Genomic DNA, 423 nt, shown 5'->3' with positions numbered 1-423 from the left:
GTCGCGCAGCGAGGAAAAGGGAGGCCCCCTGGTGGCCCTGCTGCCGCGCGCCCCGGGCGCCCGCGAACCGCGCTGGACGCACCTGCTCTGCGGCCCCCTGAGCGCCGCCGACATGGCCGCGCAGGCCGCCCAGGCCACGGCCTCCGCTTCCACGGCCTCCTCCGCGCGCACCGCCGACCCGGCGCTGGCCGAGCGCTGGGCCCGCTGGCAGCCCCGGCCCGCCGGCAAGTCGCAGTCCTTCTCCCTGGGCGACTTCGATCCCGGCAAGAGGCCCTTCTCCCTCGGCGACAAGGCCACCGACAAGGCCGCCGTGCAGGACCTGGCCGCCGAACTGGACGGCCTGCAGAACCTGTTCTACGCCGACCGCCGCTTCAAGCTGCTGGTGCTGCTGCAGGGCACCGACACCTCGGGCAAGGACGGCAC

General features: G+C 75.2%; 1 pseudogene. It reads left to right on the top strand.

The features are described from left to right. Positions 1 to 31 precede the first annotated feature (31 nt). Positions 32 to 423: pseudogene (locus GVL52_RS32310) on the top strand (hypothetical protein); the annotation flags it as partial.

The organism is Rhizobium sp. 18055, from assembly GCF_902706285.1.
Classification (GTDB): Bacteria; Pseudomonadota; Alphaproteobacteria; order Rhizobiales; family Rhizobiaceae; genus Rhizobium.
Note: the sequence above shows the minus strand (reverse complement) of the source record. Positions and strands in the feature narration are given on the sequence as shown.